Origin of the sequence: Streptomyces sp. NPDC001137, from assembly GCF_040298885.1 — a bacterium.
Taxonomy (GTDB): domain Bacteria; phylum Actinomycetota; class Actinomycetes; order Streptomycetales; family Streptomycetaceae; genus Streptomyces.
On record NZ_JBEPBA010000001.1, the window covers coordinates 139,262 to 163,699 of the forward strand.

Here is a 24,438-nt window from a genome sequence, read left to right on the forward strand (position 1 = left end):
TTACGAGCCGGTCCCAAAGCCGTTACCGTTCCGGGCAATTACGCGCCCGCGTTCTCCTTGACGGTGAGCTTGCCCTTGCGGATCGTCGCCAGCCGCGGGGCCTTCCTCGCGATCGCGGAGTCGTGGGTGACCATGATGAAGGTCAGCCCGAGCTCCTTCCACATGCGCTCCAGCACCTCCATGATCTCGTCGCGCATCGACTCGTCGAGATTTCCGGTGGGTTCGTCGGCGAGCAGCACCTTCGGCTGCTTGACGAGTGCTCTGGCTATGGCGACGCGCTGCTGCTGTCCTCCGGACATCTCGCCGGGCAGGTGTCCCAGCCGCTCGCCGAGACCGACCGAGGTCAGCGCCTCGGCGGCCCGCTCGCGCCGCTCCTTCACCTTCACCGAGAGGGGTACGAGAGCGGTTTCGACGTTCTCCTGGGCGGTGAGGGTCGGGATGAGGTTGAAGGACTGGAAGACGAAGCCGATGTTCTCGCTGCGGACGCTTGTGAGCTTGGCCTCGGAGAGCCTGGCCAGGTCCGTGCCGTCGAGGACGACTTCGCCGGAGGTGGGGCGGTCCAGACCGCCGAGCATCTGGAGGAGGGTGGACTTGCCGCCGCCGGTGGGGCCCTGGATGACCAGGCGGTCCCCGTCGGCGATGGAGAGGTCGACTCCGTCGAGGGCGTGGACGGTGTCCTTGCCTCGGGTGTAGCGCTTGGTGACGTTTCTCAGTTCGTACATGGTGACTCCTGAGAGGGGTTTCGGGGGGATGTGGTGTCGTGTTCGACTGCGGGTCGGTGGGGGCTGGTCGCGCAGTTCCCCGCGCCCCTAAAAGCCGTTGCAGCTGCCGTAGCCGCCCCAGCTGCGGGCAGTAAGCCGTCAGGCCGCGGGCATTCGTGCCGCCTAGGGCGGCACGGGTGGGCGCGGGCGGCACCCCGTAGCGCCGGGCCGCGCAACCCACCCCCGCCCAGCCCCAGCCGACGTCAGCTATTCGACGCGCCTCAGCGCATCCGCCGGACGGAGCCGAGACGCCCGCCAGCCGCCGAAGGCACCGGCAATCAACCCGCCGGCCACAGCAAGCGCCACCGCCAGCACGATCGTCGTCACACTCACCGGCGCCGTCAGCGCGACCTCCAGCGTCTGCGCCGCCCGCCGCCCGGGCCCCCCGAAGCCCCCGGGACCACCCGTACCACCGCCGCCGCCCAACTGCGCCTGCAGCGTCGGGCTGACACTGGTCACGGCGTACGCCCCCACCAGACCGAGCCCGATCCCCAGCGCACCGCCCAACAGCCCGTTGACCATCGCCTCACCGACGACCTGCCGGGTCACCCGCCCCGACTTCCACCCCAGCGCCTTCAGCGTCCCGAACTCCCGCACCCGCCGCGAAACGGCGGAGGACGTCAGCAGCCCCGCCACCAGGAACGCGGCCACCAGCACGGCGATCGACAGCCACTTGCCGACGTTGGTCGCGAGCGACGACGCCGTGGACAGCGACCCGGAGACCGTCTTCGCCAGGTCGGACGAGGTCGTGACCGTCGTACCCGAGACGTTCTTCTGGATGGTCGACTTGACGGAGTCGATCTGCTGGGAGTCGGTCGCCTTGACGTAGACCGTGGTGACCTTGTTCTTCTGGCCGGCCAGCGTCTGCGCCTGCCGCAGCGGGATGTACAGGTTGGCCGCCGCGTCACCGCTGTCCGCGGTCGCGATCCCGATCACCTTGAACTTGACGTTCTTGATGGTGACGGTCGAACCGACCTTGTACTTCTTCTCCTTGGCGTACGCGGAGTCCGCCACGGCGACCTCGGCGTTCGTCTCGGCCGTCCTGAACGTACGGCCGCTGGTGATCTTCGACGAGGTCAGCGGGCCGAGCGCGGTCTTCGTGACGTCGGTGCCGTACACCGTGTACTGGTTGATGTCGAAGTCGGCGCCGCCGCCTTGCACTTCGCCCTGCGGCTGCCCGGTGCCGCCGCCGCGGCCCCCCTGGCTGCCCCCGGAGTTCTGGTTCTGCTGGAACTGCCCACGGGTGAACTGGCCGTCGACCTTCACCACGTTGAGGCTCAGCCCGCCCACCGCGGATGAGACTCCCTTCTGGTCCGCGACCTTGCCGACGGTCGAGGAGGCCAGGGTCGTGAAGCCCTGCACCAGGACCCGGTCGCTGCTCTGTGTCGAGTCGTCGTCGTTGTTCCGCGCGTCGAACTGGAAGCGCGGACGCTGGGAGTTGCTCGCGGTCGGCGTCGCCGCCTTGGTGACCGTCATGTCCGTGCCCAGCCCGTACAGCGACTGGAGAACCTTGTCCTGCGCCCTGCCCATGCCGGACGACACGGAGCTGACCACGATGACGAGCGCGATGCCGAGGGCAAGACCGGAGGCGACGACGAGGGCCGCCTTTCTGCGGCGGCGCAGTTCGCGCCTCAGGTAGGTGAAGAACATGCGCCGCAAGCTAGGGACGCCCCGTGATGACTCGATAAGGCCCCCATAAGAGATGCATGAGAAGGCTGTGGCGGACCCGGGAAAGGGCTCGGAAACACCGATGCCGCCCCTGGGGGCGGCATCGGGAACCTGTGGACCGGCAGTGGCTCAGACGGCCGAACCGGCCTTCCAGTCGGCCCAGCTGAGGTTCCAGCCGTTGAGGCCGTTGTCCGGCTGGACCGTCTTGTCGCCGGTGTGGGAGATGACCACGACGTCACCGACGATCGAGTGGGTGTACATCCAGTAGCCCGGCGTGCTGGTGTCGTTGGCGCCCTTGGTGTCGGACAGGCCCACACAGCCGTGGCTGGTGTTCACCGAGCCGAAGATGGACTTCGCGCCCCAGTAGTTGCCGTGCAGGAAGGTGCCGGAGTTGGTGAGGCGGATGGCGTGCGGCACGTCCTTGATGTCGTACTCGGCCTTGCCGTCGTTGTCCGTGAAGCCGACGGTCGTGCCGTTCATGCGCGTCTGCTTGTACTTCTCGGACATCACCATGACGCCGTTGTACGTCGTGTGCTCGGGCGAACCGGCCGAGATCGGGATGGTCTTGATCGTCCGGCCGTCCTGCGTGACCTTCATCTGCTTGGTCTTGGCGTCGACGTACGAGACCTGGTTGCGGCCGATGTGGAAGGTGACCGTCTTCTGCTGCACGCCGTAGACACCGGAGGCACCCTGGACACCGTCGAGCGCCAGCTTCAGCGTGACGGTGGAGTTCTCCTTCCAGTAGTTCTCGGGGCGGAAGTCGAGGCGGTTGGCGCCGAACCAGTGTCCGACGACCTCCTGGCCGCTGCTGGAGGAGACCGTGATGCCCTTCTGGACGGCGGCCTTGTTGGTGATCGCCTTGTCGAAGTTGATCGACACGGGCATGCCCACGCCGACGGTGGTCCCGTCGTCCGGCGTGAAGGTGCCTATGAAGCTGTGGGCCGGAGCGACCGTGGTGAACGAGGCGTTCTCGTGCGCGACGCGACCGGCGGAGTCCTTCGCCACCGCCGCGACCTTGTAGGTGGTCGAGCGCTCCAGCTGGGCGTTCGGCTTCCAGCTGGTCTTGTCGGCGGAGAGCGTGCCGGCGACGGCGGTGCCGCTCTCGGTCGTCATGGTCACGCCCGTGAGCGTGCCCTTGCTGACGGTGACGGCCGCGGAGTTGTTGATGGAGGCGTTGTCGGAGCCGTCCTTCGGCGTGATCTTGATGTCGGCCTCGGACGGCTTCTTGGCCGCCGCCTCGTCGGCCTTGGCCTGTGAGGTGTCCTTGCCCTTGTCGCCCGAGGCGTCGTCGCCGCCACCGCCGGAACAGGCCGAGAGCACCAGAACCCCGCCGAGCAGTGCGGACGCGACCGTCAGGCCCCTGCGCCGCTTACTGTTCGTCATCACACGCTTCTCCATTGTTGCCGTATCCCCAAAAAGCCCCGAGAGTCCCCGTTGACGAACTTCAACGCTACGGCCGCCACGTCCCGTTCCACATGTCCCACAGGTGTGGGGCACGCCACGTCCGCCGGGGCGGGCGGTGCGGCTGGTGCGGCGGAATCCGTCGGCGGCTCCGCCGCGGGCGGCCGGTGCGCGGCAGGGGACGAAGAAAACCCCGGACGGCGGTCGCCACCCGGGGTCATGTTTTCCCAAGCCGCTCAGGAGACGCCGTCGGCCCCCTCGTCTTCGTCGTCTTCGTCCACATCATCCCCGTCCAGGTCCCAATCGGGCGAATCGGGGTCGTAGTCGATGGGCTCGCTCGACCAGGAGGCCTGCGCGAGGTCGACCCCCGGCACCTCGCTCACCAGGTCGAACGGGTCGACGAGAGAGGCGAGGGCCTCCGCCGTGTCTTCCGTCACAGCACCCTCGGCGTGCGCCCGCTCGTCGGCCGGCATGTCGGTGTCGGCGGCGAGGCGCTCCAGCGCGGCCTTGGTCAGTTCGCCGGGATCCTCGATTTCAAGAACGAGTTCCACTCGAAGGCGGACAAAACGTGATGTCTCTTCAGTGTTCATGCCCGGAGCGTAAGGCCCGGGGCTCCCGTGACTTTCCTGTGACCCGCGCCTTTCACTAACATCGCCCCACACGGCCAATTCGCCAGCGCCACAAGGGGATCGATATTCCGTGTCATCCGCTCGTCGTCCGTTGCTGACCGCCACCGCCGCAGGCACCGTCCTGTGCGCCCTGTGGTTCGTTCCCTCCGCCAAGGCGACCGGGGAAGAACCGGCGAGAACAGCGTCGTCGGCGGCCCCGACCTCGCAGGTCACAGCGCAGGCGCGGGCCGTCTCGGAGGCCACGGACAGCTCCGGCACCCAGGCCCAACTCGCCGACACGGGAAGCCCCGACACCACTCCCTACGTCGTCGGCGGCACTCTCTTCCTCGGGATAGGCGCCGGTTTTGTGGCGTATTCGGTGCGCCGGGAACGCCTCGGCTTTTGAATTCACTTGACGCTTCCTTGACTCGGACCTCATAGTCCGCCCATGAAGAGATCATCGAGGGTGCGTGCGGGCGCCACGGTTGCCGTGAGCGTGCTGTCGCTCGCCCTCATCACGGGGTGCGGCGGGAATTCGGACGACTCCAAGGGCTCCGGCTCCAAGGACTCGTCCTCCTCGTCGACTGCGGCCGCGAAGGCGCTCAGCGCGGCCGAGCTGAAGAAGCTCATCATCAGCGGGGCGGACCTCGACGGCTACGACGTCAAGTCCGCGGACACCGGTGGCAAGTTCGCCGCGTCCAAGGACCAGGTGAAGGTGGCCGACGCCAAGTGCGCGCCGCTCGCCTACGTCCTCACCGGATTCGCGCCGGGCGACACGAGCGCCTACGTCAACCGGATGGCCACGGAGAAGAGCGACAGGCCCACGCCGACGGGCACCTCGGACGAGGACCTCGACGCCGCGATGAACGGCCTCCAGGACGTCCTGGAGTCCAAGTTGACGATCGTCTCGCTGTCCTCGTACGACGGCGGCGGCGCGCAGGAGACGATGAAGTCCGTGTCGGACGCGGTGAGCGGCTGCGCGAACGGCTTCACGGTCTCGGCCAAGGGCCAGGACACCCAGAGGTTCACCAAGGTCGCCGAGGAGAAGTCCTCCGGCAGCGGTGACGAGTCGGTGGCGTTCGCCGTGACCGGCAAGACGGAAGGCGACACGACGACGGTGCACGGCGAGGTCGTGCGGCACGGCTCCACGGTCGCCACGTACTACTCGATCAGCCTGGCGGCCCTGGCCGGCAAGCAGGACAAGTACGGCGTCCCCGCCGAGATCGTCAAGGCGCAGTCGGCCAAGCTGGCACAGAGCTGACGTGCGGGGAGGGCCGCCGCCGGGGGGAGACAGCGGCGGCCCTCGTACCTACCGGAGCGTTCAGGCGAGCGGTCCCGTCACTCGCTCCACCGCGGCCACCAGATGCCCCTCGCGCACGAACGCGTCCGCGGCGGCGAGGTCGGGCGCCAGGAACCGGTCCGGGCCGGGGCCCTGGACCCCCGCCGCCCGTGCGGCCGCGATGGCGGCCTGAGAGGCGGGCGCCGGGGCCAGGCCCTCGCGCAGTTCGATGGCGCGGGTGGCGGCGTACAGCTCGATGGCGATCACCCGCGTGAGGTTGCCGACGGCCGTACGCAGCTTGCGGGCGGCCGACCAGCCCATGGAGACGTGGTCCTCCTGCATGGCGGAGGAGGGGATCGAGTCCGCGGACGCCGGTACGGCCAGTCGCTTCATCTCGCTGACCAGCGCGGCCTGCGTGTACTGGGCGATCATCAGCCCCGAGTCGACACCCGCGTCGTCGGCGAGGAACGGCGGCAGACCGTGGCTGCGGTTCTTGTCCAGCAGCCGGTCGGTGCGCCGCTCGGCGATCGACGCGAGGTCCGCGGCGGCGATGGCGAGGAAGTCGAGGACGTACGCCACAGGGGCGCCGTGGAAGTTGCCGTTGGACTCGACCCGCCCGTCGGGCAGGACGACGGGGTTGTCCACGGCCGAGGCCAGCTCGCGCTCGGCGACCAGCCGGGCGTGCGCCAGGGTGTCCCGTCCGGCGCCGGCGACCTGGGGGGCACAGCGCACCGAGTAGGCGTCCTGGACGCGCGGCGCGTCGTCCTGGTGGTGCCCGGTGAGCTCCGAGCCCTTCAGCACCGCCAGCATGTTGGCGGCGGAGGCGCCCTGCCCCGGGTGCGGGCGGATGGCATGCAGCTCGGGGGCGAGCACCTTGTCCGTCCCGAGCAGTGCCTCGAGGGACAGGGCGGCCGTGATGTCGGCGGACTTGTAGAGGGCGTCCAGGTCGGCGAGGGCCATGACCAGCATGCCGAGCATGCCGTCGGTGCCGTTGAGAAGGGCGAGGCCCTCCTTCTCGCGCAGTTCGACGGGGGCGATCCCGTGCTCCGCGAGGAGCTCACCGGCGGGGCGGACGGTTCCGTCCGGTCCTTCCGCCTCCCCCTCGCCCATGAGCGTGAGGGCGCAGTGCGACAGGGGCGCGAGGTCGCCGGAACAGCCGAGCGAGCCGTACTCGTGGACGACCGGGGTGATCCCGGCGTTGAGCACGTCGGCCATGGTCTGCGCGACCTCGGGCCGCACGCCCGTGTGCCCCGAGCAGACGGTCTTGAGCCGCAGGAACATCAGGGCCCGTACGACTTCCCGCTCCACCCGCGGCCCGAGGCCGGCGGCGTGCGAGCGGACGATGTTGCGCTGCAGCTGAGCGCGGAGTTCCGGGCTGATGTGCCGGGTCGCCAGCGCGCCGAAGCCGGTGCTGACGCCGTAGACGGGCTCGGGCTTGGCCGCGAGCGCATCCACGATCTCGCGGGCGGCGCCGAGGGCCGCCACCGCCTCCGCGGAGAGCTCGACCCGGGCGCCGCCGCGCGCCACGGCAAGAACGTCGGACGCGGTCACCCCGGACGTCCCCACCACCACAGTGTGCATATCCATATTCAGGAGCGTACGCAGTGAAGACAGAGATGTCACTACTGGGTCGCGGGTACGCCCCTTACACCTCGGTCACGTCTCAGCGCCGGTCGGCAAATTTCAGCCCGTCGTGGGGGTCCCCCCGCTCGAGCGAAGCCGAGAGTGGGGGAGTTTGAGGACGAGGCCGTTCAGGCCGATCGGGGGTCTGGGGGCGGAGCCCCCGGCACGTCCCCCCGGGCTCCCCGGAACCGCCGGCGCTCCGCAGGACCCTGCGGCGACGGCTCGTCGGCCAACCGCACCACCGGGTCGTCGGGCCCCGCCCGCCCCGCCACCACCGGCCCACCCGAGCGGAGCGCCTTCGCCCGGTACTGGGCCGCGTCCGCCAGCCGGAACAGCCGCCGGGCCGACCGCACGGGCCCGATGGGATCCTCGGTGGAAGCGACCCCGCAGGCGACCCCGTCGCCGAGCTCCAACTCGGCGGCGCGGCGGCAGAGTTCGTCGGCCGCCTTGACGGCCTCGTCGGCGGACGGGCCGACGGAGAGCAGACAGAACTCGTCACCGCCGAGGCGGGCGGCGAGCGTGCCGGGGAGCATCGCGCCGCACAGGGAGAGGACGGAGCCGAAACGTTCCAGGAGGCGATCGCCGACGGCGTGCCCCTGGGTGTCGTTGACCCGCTTGAGGCCGTTGAGGTCGCAGACGACGAGGCTGACCACCGTGCCGTCCGTGCGGTGCCGCTCGACGGCCTCGTCCAGCTTCGCGTCGACGGCACGGCGGTTGGCGAGACCGGTGAGGGCGTCGGTGTAGGCGAGCCGCCTCACTTCCTCCAGCCGCTCCGCCTGGGCGATCCCGGCGGCGACGACGGCGGCCAGGACGGTGGCGAAGTCGGCATCCTCCCGATCGAAGACGGGCGCACCGGCGGGACGGGCGACGTAGAGCTCGCCCCACGCGCGCCCGTGCAGCACGATCGGGGCGACGACACAGCAGCCGCGGCCCCGGCGGCGCAGGGCGGCGACCCGCTGGTGGAGGTATCCGGGGCGGCCGCCCGCCGCGGGGCCGTGCGCCGTCTCGACCCATGCGTCGGGCTCGCCGCCGCCGGCCCACCGCTCGTGCAGGAACTCGGTGATCTCGGGGAACTGGTGCACGGGGTACGACTCGTCCTCCGGGAACTCCTCCTCGCCCTCGGCCCGGTCCCCCACGTTCGCGAGGACCCGCAGCCGGCCGAGCTCCCGCTCCCACACCGACAACGCGGCGAAGCTCCCGCCGAGCGCACGGCACCCTCCGGCCGCCGCCGCACGCCACGCCTCGCGCGAGCCGTGGGCCGCGGCCATGCCCTGCGCCAGCGCGACGACCGCTGCGAGACGTTTGTCCTCACCCATTACTCCAGGTTAGGGAGGTTTCTATTGGTTTGTTCTACTGATACGGCGGTGGGGTGACCGGCGCCGGGGGCTCCGCCCCGGACGGCCTTGTTTCACTCACCCGGCCAATTGGGCCGCCGCTTCTCGTTGAACGCCGCCACGCCCTCCGCCCGGTCCCCCGAGAACGCCACCGACCGCCACGCCGCATCCTCGACCTCGAGCCCGGCCCGCAGGTCGAGCCCGTGCCCGAGGCGCAGTGCGCGCTTGGCGGCCCGCAGGCCGACCGGGGAGTTCGCCGCGATGCGCGCGGCCAGGTCCAGTGCCGCCTCCCGGTCCCGGCCCTCCTCCACCAGCTCGTCCACGAGCCCCAACTCCCGCGCCTCCGCGGCCTGCAGACGCCGTGCGGTGAAGATGAGCTCGGCCGCCCGCGCGGCCCCCACCCGCCGCGGCAGCAGCTGTGTACCGCCGCCGCCCGGGATGACGCCCACGGACACCTCCGGCAGCCCCACCACCGCCGTACGGTCGGCCACGATCAGGTCGCACGACAGCGCCAGCTCGAAGCCCCCGCCCAGGGCGAACCCGTGCACCGCCGCGATCGTCGGCACCGGCAGCTCCAGGACCCCGGTGTAGGCGGCCCGCGCGACCGGCCGCTGCCGCAGCAGATCGGCGTCGGTGAAGGAGTTGCGCTCCTTGAGGTCGGCCCCGACGCAGAATGCCCGCTCATGTGTGGAGGTCACCACGACCACCCGTACGTCACGGTCCGCGCCGAGCGCCGTGCAGGCCCCGGCGATCGACCGCGCCATCTCGCTCGACACGGCGTTCATGGCCTTGGGCCGGTCCAGGACGAGCTCCGCGACATGCCCGACGTCCCCGACACCCTCGTCGCCGTGTCGCCGCACCACCACGAACTCCCCGAACCGCTCCTCGCCCATGACACCCTCCGGTTAACGCGGGTTAACAACCGTCGGCCCGATCATTGCAGGGTTTTTCTCCGTTGTCCCCGTTCGGGTGACATCCCGCCCAACTCCCGCCACACCGCCCACAGGAGCGCATACGGTGCGTTCGCCACGGCGCACAGGGGGGCGCGGGCGCAGGGGGAAGGGGACATGATGACGCTGACGGCGGAAACATCGATGAGGCGCGGCCGCCATCGCAGGCCCCGCCCCCGCAAACTGCTGTTCGCCGTCAGCGGCCTGGCACTGGCCGCGGGCGCGCTGAGCCTCGTACGGGTGGCACCGGACTCGGGAAGCGCCGGTCTCGGGACCACGGAGGCGGACCCCCATCAGGACCCGGCCACCGACACCGAGCAGTCGACCACCACCGTCGCCGCCGCGGAGACCGCAGCCCGGGTGAGCCCATCGGCGACGTACGCGATGGGCGGCGCGAACACGACCCCGACGGCGCCTTCCACCCTCGTACGGCCCGAAAAGGCGGCCCCGTCACCGAGTGTGGCGCCCACTGCGGGCACCACGACCATCCCGGTCACACCGAACGCCCCGGCGCCGACGACCCCTCAGCAGCCGCCGACGACGGCCCCCGCCCCACGGCCGACTCCGACACCCGACCGGACGACGCCCCCGCCAGCCCCACAGCCGGGCGAGACAAACGAACCCGGCCTGTGCGTACCGGCCGTCGGCCTGTGCGTGGACTCACTCGCCAGGCGCTGAGGAGCGCCCCGATAGGGGCGCGGGGCTGTATCTCTATGCGGCTCCGCCGCGTGGGCGCGATCAGCCACAACCAAGCCGCGGCCGAAAGACAGCCCACCGCCCTACGGCGAAGTCGTAGATCGGCATACTCGGCGGGAGGCCTAGGGTCTGTTGTGAAAGTGCTGGTCACAGCCACTCATTGAGGACTGCGATCAGCACGGTCGCTTCGTAGCGGACCGCGAGTTTGTCGTACCTCGTGGCGACCGCGCGGTGGCGCTTGAGGCGGTTGATCCCGCACTCGACTGCGTGCCGCTGCTTGTAGTCGTCTTTGTCGAACTTGGGCGGCCGTCCGCCTCGCGATCCGCGCTTGAGGCGGTTGCGGACGCGGTCCGTCGGCACCGGGATGGTGGCCTTGATCCCGCGTCTGCGCAGGTAGGCGCGATTACCGCGGGAGTCGTATGCCTTGTCGGCCCGCACCCGGTCCGGCCGCTTGCGCGGCCTGCCGAGCCCCAGCCTCGGCACCCGAATCCCTTCCAGGACCGCTTCGAACTGCGGGGAATCGCCCCGCTGCCCGGCCGTGATCACGACGGACAAGGGCTTCTGACCCTGCTCGACCGCAAGGTGGATCTTGCTGGTCAGTCCGCCGCGGGATCGTCCGAGGCCGTGGTCGGCCGGCTCGACGAAGACGCCGCCGGGCGGTTCCTTCTGGAGGTCCCCCTTTTCGCCGCTCCGGCGGCGTGCTGGTGGGCCCGGCAGACGGTGGAGTCGACGTTCACGTCCCAGGTGATCAGGCCCTTGGCATCCGCCTCGGCCTGCAGCTGGGTGACGATCCGGGCCCAGGTGCCATCGCGCTGCCAGCGCCGGAACAGGTCATAGACCCCGTCCCACGGTCCGTAGCGTTCCGGCACGTCACGCCAGGGAGCACCGGTCCGAGTCCGCCACCGTATGCCGTCTATCAGCTGCCGTCGTGTCCATACCGGCGGACGGCCCGACTTGATGCCTCGCGGCAACAGCGGTGCAAGCCGGGCCCATTGGCCGTTCGTCAGATCACCACGTCCCACAGGACGTGATCATCCACGATCAAGATCCACTTTCACAACAGACCCTAGCCCCGCCGGGTGAGCAGCCAGGGCTCGACCACACCAAGCCCCCGCACCGGCCGCTGCCACATCGGCTGCAGCGCGAACCGGTACACCGGCGGCTCCTCGCCCTCCTTCTCCGCCGCGGCAGCCGCTTCGGCCGCCTCGGCCTCGGAGGCCGGTGCCTCCCCGGTGCGGATGAGCTCCTGGGCGAAGTCGGCGTCGACCAGGACGGCGTCACGCGGGGCTATCGACGTCAGCCGGGAGGCGAGGTTCACCGTCGTACCGAAGACATCGCCCATACGAGTGGTCACCGTGCCGAAGGCGATGCCGACGCGCAGTTCGGGCATCGTCTCGTCGTTCGCCATGGTCTCTATGAGACGCAGCGCGATCTCGGCGGCGATCCCGGCGTCGTCGGCCGCGTAGAGCACTTCGTCGCCCAGCGTCTTGACCAGCCGGCCGCCGTGCGCGGCGACCAGGTCGGCGGCGGTGGTCTCGAAGGCCTCGACGAGTTCGCCGAGTTCCTCCTCCTCCATGCGGCGGGTCAGACGGGTGAAGCCGACCAGGTCCGCGAAGCCCACCGCCAGGCGCCGGTCGACCATCTCCTCGTCGTCGGCGGCCTGCACGACCCGCCCGGCCGAGGCGGCGAGCTGGCGCCGCCAGACGTAGACGAGGAACTCCTCCAGCTCGGGCAGGAGCAGTTCGACGATCGGGTACGTCACCTCGGTGCGCGTCATCCCCGGCTCCGGGGGCTCGGTGAGGCCCTCCAGGAAGGAGTCGATCTGCCACTCGGCGAGCCGGGCGGTGGTCTGGCCGGTGGACCGGGCCACCTGCACCGCCATCGCCTCGCTCAGCAGCCCGGCCTCGACGAGGCCGGACAGCCGGCGCAGCGCGAGTACGTCGGCCTCGGTGAGCGCCTTGGCCTGCCCGATGTCGGCGAAGCCCATGGCCCGCCAGAAACGGGTGGCCAGCTCCACGGAGACGCCCGCGCTGCGGGCCGCCTGAAAGGGGGTGTAGCGTCGCTCCGCGCCGAGGATCAGGTGTTCCAGACGCAGGGCGAGCGGGTCCTCGCCGGGTTCGGCGGCGTGGGGGTCCACCCGGCCGTCCGCGCCCGTGCCGGAGCCCGTGTCGTCGACGGTCACGCCTGCTGCCCTTCCCATCTGCCACGGTCAGGTATCGACCGGCCTCAACTGTACGGCAGGTGTGCCCTAGCTCACTCCCGAGAGTCGTGCACAGCTGCAGGCAGCCGTACATCCACCCTCGGTCAGGCGGGCCTCAGGTGCACGATGTCCCCGGCTCCCACCGGTTCCTGCACTCCGGACCCGGTGGCGATCACCAGCCTCCCGTCACCGTCCACCGCCACCGCCTCCCCGGTGATCGACCGGTCGCCCGGCAGCTCGGCCCGCACCGTCCTGCCCAGCGTCGCGCAGCCCGCCGCATACGTCTCCTGCAGACCGCTCACCGACGGGTCGCCGCCGGCCTCGCGCCAGCGCCCGTACCACTCCTCCAGGGCCCGCAGCACGGCCCTGAGCAGGGGGTCGCGGTCGGTGCTCACCGCGCCTGCCAGCGCGAGCGAACCCGCGGTCGGCACCGGCAGCTCGTCCTCCCGCAGCGTGACGTTGACGCCGACCCCGATGACGACGCCGTCGTCCCCGGCCCGCTCGGCGAGGATGCCGCCGGCCTTGCGTTCCTCGCCGCCGATGGAAACAAGCAGGTCGTTGGGCCACTTGAGTGCCGTGTCGACGCCCGCCGAGCGGGACAGCCCGGTCGCCACGGCGACCCCGGTGAGCAGCGGCAGCCAGCCCCAGCGGGCGACCGGCACCTCGCTCGGCTCGAGCAGTACGGAGAAGAAGAGGCCGGAGCGGGCCGGTGCCGTCCACTGGCGGTCCAGGCGGCCCCGCCCGGAGCTCTGCTCCTCGGCGACCAGGACGTGCCCCTCGCCCGCCTTGCCCGCGCCCGCCAGGGCCACCAGGTCGGAGTTGGTGGAGCCGGTGCTCTGCACCACCTCCACCTCGCGCCACAGCCCGCCCTCCTGCACGAGCCCGCGCCGCAGCGCGGCGGCGTTGAGCGGGGGCCGGTCCAGATCGGACCAGCGGCTGTCGTCTGAAGCATCTCGCGGCGTCATGCAAGCCACCCTAGGTGTGTGAAACGCCGCACTGCTGATTCGTAGCGCCACCACTACTCTACGGATGAGTAACCGTCCCCCCTTTTGAGCAGGCAGGGAGCCGCGATCCCGATGTCCGAGCCGGAAGAGATCGATATCCACACCACCGCGGGCAAGCTCGCGGATCTCCAGCGTCGTATCGAGGAAGCGACGCACGCCGGCTCCGCACGCGCCGTCGAAAAACAGCACGCCAAGGGCAAGTTGACGGCCCGTGAGCGGATCGAGCTGCTGCTCGACGAGGGCTCCTTCGTCGAGCTGGACGAGTTCGCCCGGCACCGGTCGACGAACTTCGGTCTTGAGAACAACCGCCCGTACGGGGACGGCGTGGTGACCGGTTACGGCACCGTCGACGGCCGACCGATCGCGGTCTTCTCCCAGGACTTCACCGTCTTCGGCGGCGCCCTGGGCGAGGTCTACGGCCAGAAGATCGTCAAGGTGATGGACTTCGCGCTGAAGACCGGCTGTCCGGTCATCGGCATCAACGACTCCGGCGGCGCCCGCATCCAGGAGGGAGTCGCGTCGCTCGGCGCGTACGGCGAGATCTTCCGCCGCAACACGCACGCCAGCGGTGTCATCCCGCAGATCAGCCTGGTCGTCGGCCCCTGCGCGGGCGGCGCGGTCTACTCCCCCGCGATCACCGACTTCACGGTCATGGTCGACCAGACCTCGCACATGTTCATCACCGGTCCGGACGTCATCAAGACGGTCACCGGCGAGGACGTCGGCTTCGAGGAGCTGGGCGGCGCCCGCACCCACAACTCCGCCTCCGGCGTGGCCCACCACATGGCCGGCGACGAGAAGGACGCCATCGAGTACGTCAAGCAGCTGCTGTCGTACCTGCCGTCCAACAACCTCTCCGAGGCCCCGGCATTCCCGGAGGAGGCGGACCTGACGGTCACCGCCGAGGACCTCGAGCTGGACGCGATCGTGCCGGACAGCGCGAACCAGCCGTACGACATGCACACGGTGATCGAACACGTCCTGGACGACGCCGAGTTCTTCGAGACGCAGCCGCTGTTCGCGCCGAACATCCTCACCGGGTTCGGGCGGGTGGAGGGCCACCCGGTCGGCATCGTCGCCAACCAGCCGATGCAGTTCGCGGGTTGCCTCGACATCGACGCGAGCGAGAAGGCGGCGCGCTTCGTGCGCACCTGCGACGCCTTCAACATCCCGGTCGTCACCTTCGTCGACGTGCCGGGCTTCCTCCCGGGCGTCGACCAGGAGCACACCGGCATCATCCGCCGCGGCGCCAAGCTGATCTACGCCTACGCCGAGGCGACCGTCCCGCTGATCACGGTCATCACCCGCAAGGCCTTCGGCGGCGCCTACGACGTCATGGGCTCCAAGCACCTCGGCGCGGACCTCAACCTCGCCTGGCCGACCGCACAGATCGCCGTCATGGGCGCCCAGGGCGCGGTCAACATCCTGCACCGCCGCACCATCGCGGAGGCGGAGGCAAGCGGCGACCTGGAGGCGACCCGCGCCCGGCTGATCCAGGAGTACGAGGACGCCCTCCTCAACCCCTACATCGCGGCCGAGCGCGGCTACATCGACTCGGTGATCATGCCGTCCGACACCCGCCGGCACGTCGTACGCGGCCTGCGTCAGCTGCGCACCAAGCGGGAATCCCTGCCTCCGAAGAAGCACGGCAACATCCCCCTCTAGGAGCCGCCATGACGATCAAGGTCGTACGGGGCAACCCGACCCCGGAGGAGCTGGCCGCCGCCCTGGCGGTGGTCCGCGCCCGCGCCGCGGCGGAGGCATCGATCCCGCCCGGCGCGACACGAGACAGGGACTCCTGGTCGGACCCGGCCCGGATTGCCAGCCACCGCCTGCCCCAGCCGGGCCCGACGGCATGGAGCCGTACTTACTGGCCGGCGTAACGGCTTTTGCTTTGTGCTTTTAGGGGCGCGGGGCTGTATTGGACATGCGGCTCCGCCGCGTGGGCGCGACCAGCCCCCACCGGCCCGCAGACGAACGACTACGTCTGCGGGCCAAGAACTTGAGTACCCGTACTCAGGCGCCCGCCCCCGCCCCAGCCCCACGCTGGTGGCATGCTGTGGTCCGACCCTGAGAACGAGCCCCCCAAAGAACTCCGCGACATGCAGGAGATGCTGCGGCGGCTCGGCCTCCTCATGGCGTTGGCCATGATCCTCGCCATGGTCGTGATCGGCCTGAGGTGACCCCGCCGCCGCATCGATGTGCGGCTTCGCCGCGTGGCACCGCGCGGCTACGCTGACCGCATGACAGACGCGCCCCACCGCCGCCTCATCCTCGCCTCCCAGTCCCCCGCCCGGCTGAACCTGCTGCGCCAGGCAGGCCTCACACCGGAGGTGATCGTCAGCGGTGTGGACGAGGACGCCGTGACCGCCCCCACCCCTGCCGAACTCGCCCTCGCCCTCGCGGAGGCCAAGGCTTCCGTCGTCGCCGCCCGGCCGGAGGCGCACGGCGCCCTGGTGATCGGCTGCGACTCCGTGCTGGAGCTGGACGGCGAGGCTCTGGGCAAGCCCGCGGACTCCGAGGAGGCCACCGCCCGCTGGAAGTCGATGCGCGGCCGGGCGGGCATCCTGCAGACGGGGCACTGCGTCTGGGACACCGCGAGCAAGCGGTACGCGTCCGGCACCGCCTCCACCGTCGTCCGCTTCGGCGACCCCTCGGACGAGGAGATCGCCGCCTACGTCGCCTCCGGCGAACCCCTCCACGTCGCGGGGGCGTTCACGCTCGACGGCCGCAGCGCACCGTTCATCGAGGGCATCGACGGCGACCACGGCAATGTGATCGGCATCAGCCTGCCCCTGGTCCGCCGGCTGCTCGGCCAGTTGGGTGTCGGCATCACGGAGTTGTGGGCGCCGGCGGAGTAGCGACCGGGGAGCCCCCTTGGTCCTTGCTGCCGTCCTCCCGGCCCCCGTCGTCGCTGCCGCCGTCGTTCCCGGGGCCGGGTGCCGCGGGCGGGACCGCGTCGGTGGGTGAGGCCGGGCTGTCGTACGTCATCAGGAGCAGCACGATGAGGGCGAGTACGACCACCATGAACAGGAACGCGGTCCAGCCCACCAGCCCCCACACGAACGCCCCCAGCAGCCCGTGCACGACCGCGGCGCTGATCAGCAGGATGCGCCCGAAGCCGGCCGGCGGACGGTTGCGGATCGCCACGAGGAGCGCGACGAGGCCGCACAGGGCGAAGTAGAGGCCGAAGACGATGCCGCCGATCTTCGAGGACGCCGACATCATGTCGGGGTCGAGACCGGCCAGCGACATGTCCTGCCGGTCGACGACGATCCCCAGGAACCAGTTCAGCGCCGCGACGCCGAACGCCTCCGCGAAGAGCACCACGGCCACGACCCACGCCACCGGTCTGCGTACCACCGGTCCCACCCACTTTCGACTGCCGCCCGAGCGGGCCGGGCAAGGCTGTAGTTACCTCAAGTACGTACGAGACATCGCGAACGCTACTAACGGGTAAACCCCGGGACAAGGGTTCTGCGGGCGGCAAAGATTCATTGGGCCATTCGTAGGGACTCCACAAAGAAACCGAGTGGCCCGCAGCACGCTCTCACAGAGACCTTGACCACATGGGAGAGCTAGGGTTTCCGGGAGGAGTCCTGCGTACCGAGGTGCGACAAGGGATTTCGCGGGTCGAGCAAGCCTCGCATCACGCTCCGTGTGGGCAAGCTCACCACTGGGGACGGGTCGTAGTGCCGTGTAGCCAGTCCCTAAACTCGGCTTGTTTCAAGGAGGGAGCCTCAATCGTGCGCAAGGTGCTCATCGCCAACCGTGGCGAAATCGCTGTCCGCGTGGCCCGGGCCTGTCGGGATGCCGGGATCGCGAGCGTGGCCGTCTACGCGGACCCGGACCGCGACGCTCTGCATGTCCGCGCCGCGGACGAGGCGTTCGCCCTGGGCGGTGACACCCCGGCGACCAGTTACCTGGTGATCGACAAGATCCTGAACGCGGCGAGCGAGTCCGGCGCGGACGCCGTCCACCCCGGATACGGCTTCCTCTCCGAGAACGCCGACTTCGCGCAGGCCGTTCTGGACGCCGGGCTGATCTGGATCGGTCCGCCGCCGCAGGCCATCCGCGACCTGGGCGACAAGGTGGCCGCCCGGCACATCGCCCAGCGCGCCGGCGCCCCGCTGGTCGCGGGCACGCCCGACCCGGTCTCCGGTGCCGAGGAGGTCGTCGCCTTCGCCGAGGAGCACGGCCTGCCGATCGCCATCAAGGCCGCCTTCGGCGGTGGCGGCCGCGGCCTGAAGGTCGCCCGCACCCTCGAGGAGGTGCCCGAGCTCTACGAGTCCGCGGTCCGCGAGGCGGTGGCCGCCTTCGGCCGCGGCGAGTGCTTCGTCGAGCGCTACCTGGACAAGCCGCGGCACGTGGAGACCCAGTGCCTGGCCGACCAGCACGGCAACGTGGTCGTCGTCTCCACCCGTGACTGCTCGCTCCAGCGCCGCCACCAGAAGCTGGTCGAGGAGGCCCCGGCGCCGTTCCTGTCCGAGGCGCAGGTCGCCGAGCTCTACTCCTCGTCCAAGGCCATCCTCAAGGAGGCCGGCTACGTCGGTGCGGGCACCGTGGAGTTCCTCGTCGGCCTCGACGGGACGATCTCCTTCCTGGAGGTCAACACCCGCCTCCAGGTCGAGCACCCGGTCACCGAGGAGGTCGCCGGCATCGACCTGGTCCGCGAGATGTTCCGCATCGCCGACGGCGAGGAACTCGGCTACGGCGACCCCGAGCTGCGCGGCCACTCCTTCGAGTTCCGCATCAACGGCGAGGACCCGGGCCGCAACTTCCTGCCGGCCCCCGGCACCGTCACCACCTTCGCCCCGCCGTCCGGCCCGGGCGTCCGCCTTGACGCGGGCGTCGAGTCCGGCAGCGTGATCGGCCCGGCCTGGGACTCCCTGCTCGCCAAGCTGATCGTCACGGGCGCCACCCGTGAGCAGGCCCTGCAGCGCGCCGCCCGCGCCCTGGAGGAGTTCCAGGTCGAGGGCATGGCGACGGCGATCCCCTTCCACCGCGCGGTGGTCAAGGATCCGGCCTTCGCCCCCGAACTCACCGGCTCCGCCGAGCCGTTCACGGTCCACACCCGCTGGATCGAGACCGAGTTCGTCAACGAGATCCCCGCGTTCGCCGCCCCGGCCGAGGCCGAGGCCGAGGAGGACTCGGACCGCGAGACGATCGTCGTCGAGGTCGGCGGCAAGCGCCTGGAGGTCTCCCTGCCGTCCTCGCTGGGCATGTCCCTGGCCCGCACCGGCCTCGCGGCCGGCGCCAAGCCGAAGCGCCGCGCCGCCAAGAAGTCCGGCCCGGTGGCCTCCGGCGACACCCTCGCCTCGCCGATGCAGGGCACGATCGTCAAGGTCGCCGTCGAGGAGGGCCAGGAGGTCAAGGAGGGCGACCTGGTCGTCGTCCTGGAGGCGATGAAGATGGAACAGCCGCTGAACGCCCACAAGTCCGGCACCATCAAGGGCCTGTCCGCCGACGTCGGCGCGTCCATCAGCTCCGGCGCCGCGATCTGCGAGATCAAGGACTGAGCAGGACCCGTAGCGACATCCTGGGGCGCCCGGCGGACTGGAGCAGTGAGTCCGCCGGGCGCTCCGTGTTTCCCCCGAGGTGATGGTCTACGAGGTGCTCCGGACCCATCCCGTGCCGTGCCGGACGAAGGCGAGGGCCGCGTAGCCGAAGGGCACGGCGAGCATCACGAACGACAGGACGGTCACCGGTTCGATGCCGCCCGCGTAGCCGGCGACGTTGAACGGCATGGACAGGATGAGCAGCCAGGCGGCCCAGACCGGCACGGTCCGGCTGCGCAGCAGCGCGACGCCCAGCAGGATCGCCCCGATGACGTGGGCGGCGACGAAGTAGAGGATCGGCACGCCCACCACGAGCAGGTCGTTGGTGCCCTTCCCGACCTTCGCCAGGGTGTCGACGTCGACTCCCTTGTCGAGCGCGCCGAGGGCGACGGTGTCGAGCGACGGGGTCGCGGTGATCGCGAGCAGCCCGGTGCCGAAGAGGACCGAGCCCCACAGGCCCAGCTTGGCGGACCGCGCGGTGGCCAGCAGTCCCACGGTGATCAGGCCCGGGGCGAGGACGAGGGTCCCGACCGTCCAGAGCCACACCGACGCTTCCGTGGCGCCCTGGTGGGCGGCGATGACCCGGGCGATCTCGTCGGCGTCGGCGTTGGTGTCGTACGGACTGATCAGGAACGCCGCCGCGAGCAGCAGCGGCCCCAGCACGGCCGCGAGCCCCGCGAGCCGCCGCGCGGTCCCGGCGGGCGTCGCCTCGGTGGTGGTGGGCGGGTGTGACGACGTAGTGGCCATGAGAGTCCCCCTGAGCTCGCGTCTTTCGGAGCGCCTCAAGCCAGTGAAGCGAGGGGACCTGGCCGATGACCATCCGTCAATTCTGAGGGTTGCGGGGGCCGGGCTCAGTCGGTCAGGAGCCCGAGATCCCGCCCCCGCCGCAGCAGCGCCGCCGTATGGCCCGCCTCCAGCTTCCGGTGCAGGGAGGCGATGTAGCCGCGCACGGTGGTCGGCGACAGCCCCATCCGGCGGGCCGCCTCCGTCGCCGTACGGCCGTCGTGGAGGTGGCGCAGCGTCCGGTGCTCCTGCTCGGTCACCCCGAACAGCCGGGCGAGGGTCCGCCCCCGGGCGAGGTCGCGGAGCAGAAGCAGGTCGGGCAGTCCGGGGGTGGCCGACGGCACGGGCCGTACCTCGACGTCCCGGACGGTGAAGGACCGCTCGTGCCGCAGCCGTGGATCGTCGCCCACGACGGTCAGGAGCTCGGCGGCGAGCGCGTTCAGCGGCTGCGCCCGGCCGTCCTCGCCGAGCAAGGCCACCCCCCACCCATGGTCCGCGGCGAGGGCCAGCGCGGCGGCGGAGAGCGCGAGCAGCCGCTGCCGCTCGGCCAACCGCTGCTCCACGCCGACGAGGTGGAGCTGGGCGAAGCCGAACAGATCGCGCTCCCGTTCGCTGAAGTCGGCGCCGGACCTCATCAGCGCGTACCCCTCGACCACGTCCTCGGCCGAGCCGGCCGTCGCCACCAGGTGCCGGCGCAGCCCGAAGGGCCTGAAGTCGAGGTTGTAGCAGTGGGTGCGCCGCCACTGCCGGTCCCCGGCGACATCGCTGACCCGCCAGGCCTGAGCGGTGGGCGTCTCCAGCATGATGTCGGTGAGCGGGTGGTCCAGGGGATGCTCGTAGATCACCATCGGGTCGGCGTGGAAGGAGTCCTCGGGCACGGACAGGGCGGACACCCCGGTCCCGTCGGCGGAGAGCCGGTATGCCTGCCCCGCGTCGGCCGGTATCAGCTCCATCAGCGCCCCCACGGCGCGCTCCCGCAACTCCCGCTCCGACCCGGCGTCTTCCAGCTCGCTCGCGATCCCGAGCACCCGCCGCGCGTCCGCACCGGCGATCTCCATACGCACTCTCCCGGCGCTGCTCTCGCCATGAGAAGTCCTGAGATGTCCGGGGAAACCCCGAGAAGGGCGCCCCCGAGAAGAAGGTACGGCCTGAGCGCGCCCCGGGAAGCCCGGTCGGCCGTCTGTCGATGGCATCCTGGAGGCATCACGGGGGCGTGCGGGAGAGCAGGTGGGAGCCATGGTGAGCGCGATCTCACGGGAGGCTGCGGGGAACCGGGAGACCCCGGCGCCGACCGCACCGACCCGCCCCATGCGCGCCGACGCCCGCCGCAACTACGAACGCCTCCTCACCGAGGCCCGCACGGCCTTCGCCGCGCACGGCGCGGAGGCGTCCCTGGAGGACGTGGCGAGACGCGCAGGCGTGGGCATCGGCACCCTGTACCGCCACTTCCCCAACCGCAACGCGCTGCTGAGCGCGGTGTTCGAGGACGCGGTGGCGGACCTGCTGGCCCGCTCCCGCGAGCTGCTGGCAGACCCGAACCCGTGCACGGCCCTGGTGACCTGGCTGCGCGAGATCGTCACGCACGCCGGCGAATATCGGGGCCTGGCACGGCAGTTGATGTCGGTGACATCCGACGACACGTCAGCACTGGCGCGCTGCAGCGACCCGATCAGGGAGGCGGGCGGCGCGCTGCTGCGACGAGCACAGGAGGCGGGCGCGGTAAGGGAGGACGTGGTGATCGCCGACCTACTGCAACTGACGCACGCCATCGCACTGGCGGCGGAGGAGAGTCCGGGAGACCCGGAACTGGCCGACCGGTTGCTGATGCTGACGTTGCGTGGATTGGCCTTTTAGGGGCGCGAGGCTGTATCGATTTGCGGCTCCGCCACGTGGGCGCGAGCAACCCCACACCCCCGCAGCCGCACAACAACCGCAAGCCCTACGGCGACTGGGCGACCTTCACCGCCGCCGCAAGTCAGCAACCCGCGCCCGCTGTTGCTCAGACCCCGGCGCCTCGGACGTCAACGTCCGAAGCCCCGCCCCCGGAACCTGCCCCCGACGAGGCCCCGGCAGGGCAACGTCACGGCGCGCTTGGCGCGGGGGGACGGAATCACCCCCCGAGTTCCCCGAGGCCCCGGCCACCGCGATCTGCACGCCCTGATCGGCGAGAGCCTGCAACTCCGTGGCGGCCCGGTCGTCATGCACCGGCGGCTCATCGGTCACCAGCCGGGTGATCACATCCGTCGGCACGGTCTGGAACATCGTGTCCGTGCCCAGCTTGGTGTGATCGGCGAGCACGACGACCTCCGCGGCCGCCTGCACCAGCGCCCGGTCCACGGACGCCGACAGCATGTTGGACGTGGACAGGCCGCGCTCGGCGGTGAGCCCGCTCCCGGACAGGAACGCCCGGGACACCCGGAGCCCCTGCAGGGACTGCTCGGCACCGCTGCCCACGAGGGCGTAGTTGGAGCCGCGCAGGGTGCCGCCGGTCATGACGACCTCCACGCGGTTGGCATGGGCCAACGCCTGGGCGACCAGCAGGGAGTTGGTGACTACGGTGAGCCCGGGGATCCGGGCGAGCCGGCGGGCCAGCTCCTGGGTGGTGGTACCCGCCCCGACCACGATGGCCTCGCCCTCTTCCACGAAGTTGGCGGCGAGGTCGGCGATGGCCGTCTTCTCGGCGGTCGCGAGATGTGACTTCTGCGGAAAGCCGGACTCCCGCGTGAACCCGCCCGGCAGTACCGCACCGCCGTGCCGGCGGTCGAGGAGTCCTTCTGCCTCCAGTGCGCGCACGTCCCGCCGTACGGTCACTTCGGAGGTCTGGACGACGCGGGCGAGCTCACGGAGCGACACGGCCCCGTTCGCTCGCACCATTTCGAGGATCAATTGGCGACGTTCTGCAGCGAACACGAAACTGACAGTAACCCCAACGACCGTCTGGTTTCAGCAGTTTGCGCCGAATAGCAGAAGTTGTTCGCACACAAGGGCGGGAAGTGGTATAGGACCTACCCGCCCCGACTATGCCGTACGCATGCTCGACAACTCCCCGTGACCAGCGAGGAGTCGGTTTCGGCCGTCAGACCTCGCCGCCGGTCTTGCGGGTGTGGAGCTGCCGGGCGACCTCCGCGATCGACCCCGAAAGGGACGGATACACGGTGAACGCGTTCGCGATCTGTTCGACCGTCAGATTGTTGTCGACGGCGATCGAGATCGGATGGATCAGTTCCGAGGCGCGCGGGGACACGACCACACCGCCGACCACGATGCCCGTACCCGGACGGCAGAAGAGCTTCACGAAGCCGTCGCGGATGCCCTGCATCTTGGCGCGCGGGTTGCGCAGGAGCGGGAGTTTGACCACCCGGGCGTCGATCTTGCCCGCGTCGACGTCCGCCTGTGTGTAGCCGACGGTCGCGATCTCCGGGTCGGTGAAGACGTTGGACGAGACGGTCTTCAGATTCAGCGGGGCCACCGCGTCGCCGAGGAAGTGGTACATGGCGATACGGCCCTGCATGGCGGCCACGGAGGCGAGGGCGAAGACGCCCGTCACGTCACCGGCGGCGTACACACCGGGAGCGGTCGTGCGCGAGACCTTGTCGGTCCAGATGTGCCCGGTCTCGCGCAGCTTGACGCCGGCCTCCTCCAGGCCCATGCCCTCGCTGTTGGGGATGGCGCCGACCGCCATCAGGCAGTGGGTGCCGGTGATGACACGGCCGTCGGAGAGGGTGACCTCGACGCGGTCGCCGACCCGCTTGGCGGCGGCGGCGCGGGAACGGGCCATGACGTTCATGCCGCGGCGCCGGAAGACGTCCTCGAGGACAGCGGCGGCGTCCGGGTCCTCACCCGGCAGCACCCGGTCCCGGGAGGAGACCAGGGTGACCTTCGAACCCAGCGCCTGGTAGGCACCGGCGAACTCGGCGCCGGTGACACCGGAGCCGACCACGATGAGCTCCTCGGGAAGCTCGTTCAGGTCGTACACCTGCGTCCAGTTGAGGATGCGCTCGCCGTCGGGCTGGGCGTCGGGCACCTCGCGCGGGTGGCCGCCGGTCGCGATGAGGACGGCGTCCGCGGTGAGGGTCTCCTCGGTGCCGTCGGCGGCGGAGACGATCACCTTGCGGGAGCCGTCGAGGGCCTGCATGCCCTCCAGGCGTCCACGGCCGCGCATGACCCGGGCGCCGGCCCGCGTGACGGAGGCGGTGATGTCATGGGACTGGGCAAGGGCGAGCCGCTTCACACGGCGGTTGACCTTCCCCAGATCGACCCCCACCACCCGGGCCGCCTGCTCCAGCGGCGGGGTGTCGTCGGCGACGATGATGCCGAGCTCCTCGTACGAGGAGTCGAAGGTGGTCATCACCTCGGCCGTAGCGATAAGGGTCTTCGACGGTACGCAGTCGGTCAGCACCGACGCCCCGCCCAGACCGTCGCAGTCGACGACGGTCACCTCCGCGCCGAGCTGGGCGGCCACCAGGGCCGCCTCGTATCCGCCGGGTCCGCCACCGATGATCACGATCCGAGTCACGTACCCCATTGTCCCGCACCGTTCAAGGTGCTACTGCCCGGGGGGCGGGGCAATGGG

At 70.6% G+C, this 24,438-nt stretch carries 24 protein-coding genes; 9 read left to right on the top strand and 15 right to left on the bottom strand.

The genetic code is table 11. From position 1 onward, the window contains the following. Nucleotides 1-38: 38 nt before the first annotated feature. From ABT254_RS00640 to ABT254_RS00655, 4 genes are all read right to left on the bottom strand, one after another. Complete coding sequence (locus ABT254_RS00640) at nt 39-722, bottom strand: ABC transporter ATP-binding protein (protein ID WP_351462265.1); 684 nt, start codon at nt 720-722, stop codon at nt 39-41. 246 nt (nt 723-968) lie between these two features. Further along, entirely contained in the window at nt 969-2,411 is a 1,443-nt protein-coding gene (locus tag ABT254_RS00645) for an ABC transporter permease (RefSeq protein WP_351462266.1), read from the bottom strand. 147 nt (nt 2,412-2,558) lie between these two features. Next, nucleotides 2,559-3,827 (bottom strand): L,D-transpeptidase, encoded by a 1,269-nt coding sequence (locus ABT254_RS00650; RefSeq protein ID WP_351462267.1) that lies wholly within the window; start codon nt 3,825-3,827, stop codon nt 2,559-2,561. A gap of 239 nt (nt 3,828-4,066) precedes the next feature. Then, nucleotides 4,067-4,420: a hypothetical protein gene (locus ABT254_RS00655; protein WP_351462268.1), complete on the bottom strand. Its 354-nt coding sequence runs from the start codon at nt 4,418-4,420 to the stop codon at nt 4,067-4,069. A gap of 109 nt (nt 4,421-4,529) precedes the next feature. Between ABT254_RS00655 and ABT254_RS00660 the strand changes: the two genes are divergently transcribed. Further along, nucleotides 4,530-4,844, top strand: coding sequence for a hypothetical protein (locus ABT254_RS00660; RefSeq protein ID WP_351462269.1), 315 nt, complete (start codon nt 4,530-4,532; stop codon nt 4,842-4,844). Nucleotides 4,845-4,886: 42 nt separating this feature from the next. Then, nucleotides 4,887-5,699, top strand: a complete 813-nt coding sequence (locus tag ABT254_RS00665; protein WP_351462270.1) for a hypothetical protein — start codon at nt 4,887-4,889, stop codon at nt 5,697-5,699. A 60-nt stretch (nt 5,700-5,759) separates the two neighbouring features. On the opposite strand, the gene hutH is transcribed toward ABT254_RS00665, so the two are convergent. From hutH to ABT254_RS00680, 3 genes are all read right to left on the bottom strand, one after another. Next, nucleotides 5,760-7,298 carry a histidine ammonia-lyase gene (gene hutH, locus ABT254_RS00670; RefSeq protein ID WP_351462825.1) on the bottom strand — a complete coding sequence of 513 codons (1,539 nt, stop codon included), beginning with the start codon at nt 7,296-7,298 and terminating at the stop codon, nt 5,760-5,762. Between the two features lie 170 nt (nt 7,299-7,468). After that, nucleotides 7,469-8,656 (bottom strand): GGDEF domain-containing protein, encoded by a 1,188-nt coding sequence (locus tag ABT254_RS00675; protein WP_351462271.1) that lies wholly within the window; start codon nt 8,654-8,656, stop codon nt 7,469-7,471. Between the two features lie 92 nt (nt 8,657-8,748). Next, a complete protein-coding gene (locus ABT254_RS00680; RefSeq protein ID WP_351462272.1) occupies nt 8,749-9,567 on the bottom strand; it encodes an enoyl-CoA hydratase/isomerase family protein in 819 nt (272 codons plus the stop codon). A gap of 174 nt (nt 9,568-9,741) precedes the next feature. Between ABT254_RS00680 and ABT254_RS00685 the strand changes: the two genes are divergently transcribed. Then, nucleotides 9,742-10,302 carry a hypothetical protein gene (locus ABT254_RS00685; RefSeq protein ID WP_351462273.1) on the top strand — a complete coding sequence of 187 codons (561 nt, stop codon included), beginning with the start codon at nt 9,742-9,744 and terminating at the stop codon, nt 10,300-10,302. 165 nt (nt 10,303-10,467) lie between these two features. On the opposite strand, the gene ABT254_RS00690 is transcribed toward ABT254_RS00685, so the two are convergent. The 3 genes from ABT254_RS00690 to ABT254_RS00700 all read right to left on the bottom strand — a co-directional run bounded on the left by ABT254_RS00690 (nt 10,468) and on the right by ABT254_RS00700 (nt 13,485). Next, a protein-coding gene (locus ABT254_RS00690; RefSeq protein WP_351462274.1) for an IS5 family transposase occupies nt 10,468-11,342 on the bottom strand; the annotation gives its coding sequence in 2 pieces (ribosomal slippage) (nt 10,468-10,949 and nt 10,949-11,342; 876 coding nt in all). 44 nt (nt 11,343-11,386) lie between these two features. Beyond that, on the bottom strand, nt 11,387-12,502 hold the full coding sequence (locus ABT254_RS00695) for an adenylate/guanylate cyclase domain-containing protein (RefSeq protein ID WP_351462275.1): 1,116 nt from the start codon (nt 12,500-12,502) through the stop codon (nt 11,387-11,389). Nucleotides 12,503-12,624: 122 nt separating this feature from the next. Further along, nucleotides 12,625-13,485: a biotin--[acetyl-CoA-carboxylase] ligase gene (locus tag ABT254_RS00700; RefSeq protein WP_351462276.1), complete on the bottom strand. Its 861-nt coding sequence runs from the start codon at nt 13,483-13,485 to the stop codon at nt 12,625-12,627. A gap of 111 nt (nt 13,486-13,596) precedes the next feature. Here ABT254_RS00700 and ABT254_RS00705 point away from each other — a divergent pair, with 111 nt between their 5' ends. From ABT254_RS00705 to ABT254_RS00720, 4 genes are all read left to right on the top strand, one after another. Further along, complete coding sequence (locus ABT254_RS00705) at nt 13,597-15,189, top strand: acyl-CoA carboxylase subunit beta (RefSeq protein ID WP_351462277.1); 1,593 nt, start codon at nt 13,597-13,599, stop codon at nt 15,187-15,189. An 8-nt stretch (nt 15,190-15,197) separates the two neighbouring features. Further along, a complete protein-coding gene (locus ABT254_RS00710; protein WP_351462278.1) occupies nt 15,198-15,407 on the top strand; it encodes an acyl-CoA carboxylase epsilon subunit in 210 nt (69 codons plus the stop codon). 171 nt (nt 15,408-15,578) lie between these two features. After that, complete coding sequence (mmpB, locus tag ABT254_RS00715; protein WP_344404440.1) at nt 15,579-15,707, top strand: morphogenic membrane protein MmpB; 129 nt, start codon at nt 15,579-15,581, stop codon at nt 15,705-15,707. A 60-nt stretch (nt 15,708-15,767) separates the two neighbouring features. Beyond that, on the top strand, nt 15,768-16,385 hold the full coding sequence (locus tag ABT254_RS00720) for a Maf family protein (protein WP_351462279.1): 618 nt from the start codon (nt 15,768-15,770) through the stop codon (nt 16,383-16,385). Here ABT254_RS00720 and ABT254_RS00725 read toward each other — a convergent pair. Continuing rightward, complete coding sequence (locus tag ABT254_RS00725; protein WP_351462280.1) at nt 16,357-16,887, bottom strand: hypothetical protein; 531 nt, start codon at nt 16,885-16,887, stop codon at nt 16,357-16,359. The two genes, ABT254_RS00720 and ABT254_RS00725, sit on opposite strands and share 29 nt — an antisense overlap. A 383-nt stretch (nt 16,888-17,270) precedes the next feature. On the opposite strand from ABT254_RS00725, the gene ABT254_RS00730 reads away from it, so the two are divergent. Then, entirely contained in the window at nt 17,271-19,043 is a 1,773-nt protein-coding gene (locus tag ABT254_RS00730; protein WP_351462281.1) for an acetyl/propionyl/methylcrotonyl-CoA carboxylase subunit alpha, read from the top strand. A gap of 87 nt (nt 19,044-19,130) precedes the next feature. On the opposite strand, the gene ABT254_RS00735 is transcribed toward ABT254_RS00730, so the two are convergent. Beyond that, nucleotides 19,131-19,829, bottom strand: a complete 699-nt coding sequence (locus ABT254_RS00735; protein ID WP_351462282.1) for a hypothetical protein — start codon at nt 19,827-19,829, stop codon at nt 19,131-19,133. Nucleotides 19,830-19,933: 104 nt separating this feature from the next. Then, nucleotides 19,934-20,923 (bottom strand): helix-turn-helix transcriptional regulator, encoded by a 990-nt coding sequence (locus ABT254_RS00740; RefSeq protein WP_351462283.1) that lies wholly within the window; start codon nt 20,921-20,923, stop codon nt 19,934-19,936. Between the two features lie 250 nt (nt 20,924-21,173). Between ABT254_RS00740 and ABT254_RS00745 the strand changes: the two genes are divergently transcribed. Further along, nucleotides 21,174-21,719 (top strand): TetR/AcrR family transcriptional regulator, encoded by a 546-nt coding sequence (locus ABT254_RS00745; protein WP_351462826.1) that lies wholly within the window; start codon nt 21,174-21,176, stop codon nt 21,717-21,719. A 105-nt stretch (nt 21,720-21,824) separates the two neighbouring features. On the opposite strand, the gene ABT254_RS00750 is transcribed toward ABT254_RS00745, so the two are convergent. Further along, entirely contained in the window at nt 21,825-22,775 is a 951-nt protein-coding gene (locus ABT254_RS00750) for a DeoR/GlpR family DNA-binding transcription regulator (protein ID WP_351462284.1), read from the bottom strand. 166 nt (nt 22,776-22,941) lie between these two features. Then, on the bottom strand, nt 22,942-24,390 hold the full coding sequence (locus tag ABT254_RS00755; protein ID WP_351462285.1) for an NAD(P)H-quinone dehydrogenase: 1,449 nt from the start codon (nt 24,388-24,390) through the stop codon (nt 22,942-22,944). Nucleotides 24,391-24,438 lie beyond the last annotated feature (48 nt).